The 2,881-nt window shown below is 61.3% G+C and carries 3 protein-coding genes; 2 read left to right on the top strand and 1 reads right to left on the bottom strand.

The genetic code is table 11. From position 1 onward, the window contains the following. On the bottom strand, positions 1-1,212 hold a 1,212-nt coding region (locus GY725_09270), incomplete at its 3' end, for a serine/threonine protein kinase (protein ID MCP4004372.1). A gap of 577 nt (positions 1,213-1,789) precedes the next feature. Between GY725_09270 and GY725_09265 the strand changes: the two genes are divergently transcribed. Together GY725_09265 and GY725_09260 are read left to right on the top strand one after the other, a co-directional pair. Beyond that, a complete protein-coding gene (locus GY725_09265; GenBank protein ID MCP4004371.1) occupies positions 1,790-2,245 on the top strand; it encodes a hypothetical protein in 456 nt (151 codons plus the stop codon). 367 nt (positions 2,246-2,612) lie between these two features. Continuing rightward, positions 2,613-2,786 carry a hypothetical protein gene (locus GY725_09260; GenBank protein MCP4004370.1) on the top strand — a complete coding sequence of 58 codons (174 nt, stop codon included), beginning with the start codon at positions 2,613-2,615 and terminating at the stop codon, positions 2,784-2,786. Positions 2,787-2,881: the final 95 nt, after the last annotated feature.

Here is a 2,881-nt window from a genome sequence, read left to right as displayed (position 1 = left end):
GCACATCATCCGCAAGTCCAACATCCTCTCCGACTGCTCGCCGCGGACATGGGTGGCTTCGCAGGCCTCGGTATGCGTCCCGACCCAGTCCTGCGTATAACGGTTCAGGACCTGTGCCACATTCTCGAAAGCCTGCCCGGCGAACGCGACCCCGGTGCCGAGAAAGGCTGTCCGGATCGTCTCCTTGCGCTCCGCGTCCCAGACACCGGCCAGCCTCTCGGAGGCTCCCGCGCAGATCGGGACCCGCTCCGGAAGCGTCCGGAGGTAGCCGGTCATGAGGGCACCCAAAGCCAGCAGACCCGAAACCGCCGCCAGCCACCGGTTTCTGGCCCGGCGCGGTTCGGGGGCCAACGCCTGGAGCATCTCCTCCATCGAAGCAAAGCGATCCTCCGGCTCCGAGGCGAGACCGCGCAGCAGCGCCTTACGCAACCAACCGGGCACTCGATTCGCCGGCGTCGGTTCGCGGACCATCCCGCGATGGACCTGATCGACGTAGTCCTCGAGGGTGTCGCCGGCGAAGGGACGCTCTCCGTAGAGCGCCTCGTAGAGGGCGACGCTGAAGCTGAATTGATCGCTGCGGGCATCCGCCGAGCCACTCCGGATGCGTTCCGGCGCGAGGTAAGCGGGCGTTCCGCGGATGGCGTCGCGGTCGGTCACGATCCACCGGATGGCGTCCGGGCCGGGGGTGATGGAAGGCGTCTCTCGGTCAGCCGCGGGCCCGGAGAGATCGCTCCCCGCGCCGCCCAGATCGAGCTGGGCCAGTCCGAAGTCGAGAACGCGCACTCCGCCGTCGCCGGTGAGCATCACGTTGCCCGGCTTGAAATCGAGATGCACCAGATCCGCCGAATGCGCGGCAGCCAGGCCTCGCCCAGCCTGGAGGAACACCTCCAGCACTTTCCGCCACGAATGCTCTGCCGCCGCCAGCCAATCCCTCAGGGTCTGACCTTCCAGATGTTCCATGGCGATGAATACCCGATCGCCGTAGGTGCAGACGTCGTGCACGGTGACGATATTGGGGTGGGCCAGCCTGGCCATCGCCTGGGCCTCGCGGCGCGTCAGCGCTTCGGCCTGCTCCGGCTCCATCTGCCGGGTCAGCAGCTTGAGGGCCACTTTGCGGTCGAGCTCCGGATCGTAGGCCGCGTACACCACTCCCATGCCCCCACCGCCGATCCGGTACAGGATCACGTATCGGCCCAGCCGCGTTCCCGGCACCAGGGCGGTCGCCTCGTCCGCCGCCGGCGGTTCGCTCGAGGTGTGGAACTGAGCCTGCCGGAGGTCAGGGTAGGACTTCGTTCCTTGTGAATTCATCACACTCGATCTCCCGTTGAGTCTCTCCGCTCGTGAACTGAGCTCAATCCCGGTTCAACTTCAAGTGTATCTGGTCGTAGCTCCGTATCACGCGTAGTGAGCAAGCGTGCTCTTTCTCAATTTACTCTGATTCCTGGTCATACCGCGGCGAACTGCTACGCCCGTGACCCGTGAGCATTCTAGCTTAGCAAGACGGTGCATGGAAAGAGCGTACGTTTCCGAGCACCACTGTTCGAATTCGAGCAGTCATCTGTAAGAAATCGAGCACTTTTCTCCGGGGAGGAACATGATCGGCACAGCAGGTTGCTGGTGTCAGGGGCGGGCTGGAATCGATACGGAAGTTGGCATAGGACTTGCTCAATCGAGAGCCAGGGTGATCTATAGCGATGGCACGGTCCTTCGCTGCGCTGTCCAGGCTGCGGAGACGACGATGGACAGCCCAGCCCGCAGCCCCACTCACGCACCTCGCAGGGAGTTAGGTATGATCAGGAATTTCCTCACGGTCAGTTTGCTGACTACCCTGGCACTGTTAGCGATGCCTGTGGCGGAGCTAACCAACATCGACGTGGCGTACGATGCGGGCGAGGTGTCCGACTCGGCATGGTCTCTCGGCGGAGCGCTCCAGAGGTGGGAGATCACGGGCGAAGAGATCTACTCCAGGAACGCCTGCACGTCAGCGGGGGCGTACACGCGCCAGGCTGAGTTGGTTCACGCCGGTAGCTCTTCGGCAGATTGTGCCTTGGCCAACAACCTCTGTGACGTTGGCGGCGTGAACTATTGGGGACTGGGCGGGCACAGGTTCCGAACGGGTGGGGTTCTTTTCACCGGAAGTCCCTGGATCACGCTGAAGCTGAGCCGCGCCTGTGACGTCCACCTGGCGGCTCCTTCGGATGATTGTCAGCACCACCTATCTTCCGTTCGATTCTTCGTCGTGTGACAATAATGACACGATGTGTGTGACGGAACTTCGTGTCAACAAATCGACTTTCAGATTACTGGCGGATTGGTGCAGGATTGCGGTGCGTACCGGTTCACCTACGTAAAGTACGGTGGCAACTGCACGGCGGGTCGCTTGTGCGCGAGATTCCTGTCGATGTCGAAATGGAATCGAAGAAGACGCGTGCGACGGCAACAGAGCTGGCAAGCGGATTGAGTGTGCGTTCTCGCGCATCTGATCGGATTCGAGCAGTCGTCTGTGTGACTGCGAACACCTCTCTCGAGACCGGGCTAGGCGACCGGTCCCATAAGTTGCTGAATTCAAAGATTCAACGGGATGGACAACGGGTTGGCATGGGAGTTGCTTCTTGTTGCTGGAAACTGACGCGAGCAATCCGGAAGACGAGAGTCTCGGCGCGTTCAGTCGAACTGCAGGGAATCGCAATTTTGTCTACTTCGACCAAGCGGGATTAGTCGCGACCATCGGTGAGCGTGTAGACGGTTGTGCTCACAAACCGCGTGGCGAGGATCGGCTCGCCTAAGATTGAGGGATCATTCACGCTCATCTCTTTTGACGATAGGAGATCTTCATCGATGATGGAGAAAGTCTGGTAGTGACCACGATCAAAAGACATTG

It is taken from the genome of bacterium (genome assembly GCA_024226335.1).
Taxonomy (GTDB): Bacteria; Myxococcota_A; UBA9160; order SZUA-336; family SZUA-336; genus JAAELY01.
The sequence above is the reverse complement of the archived record's forward strand: the minus strand, read 5'-3'. Positions and strand labels throughout refer to the sequence as shown.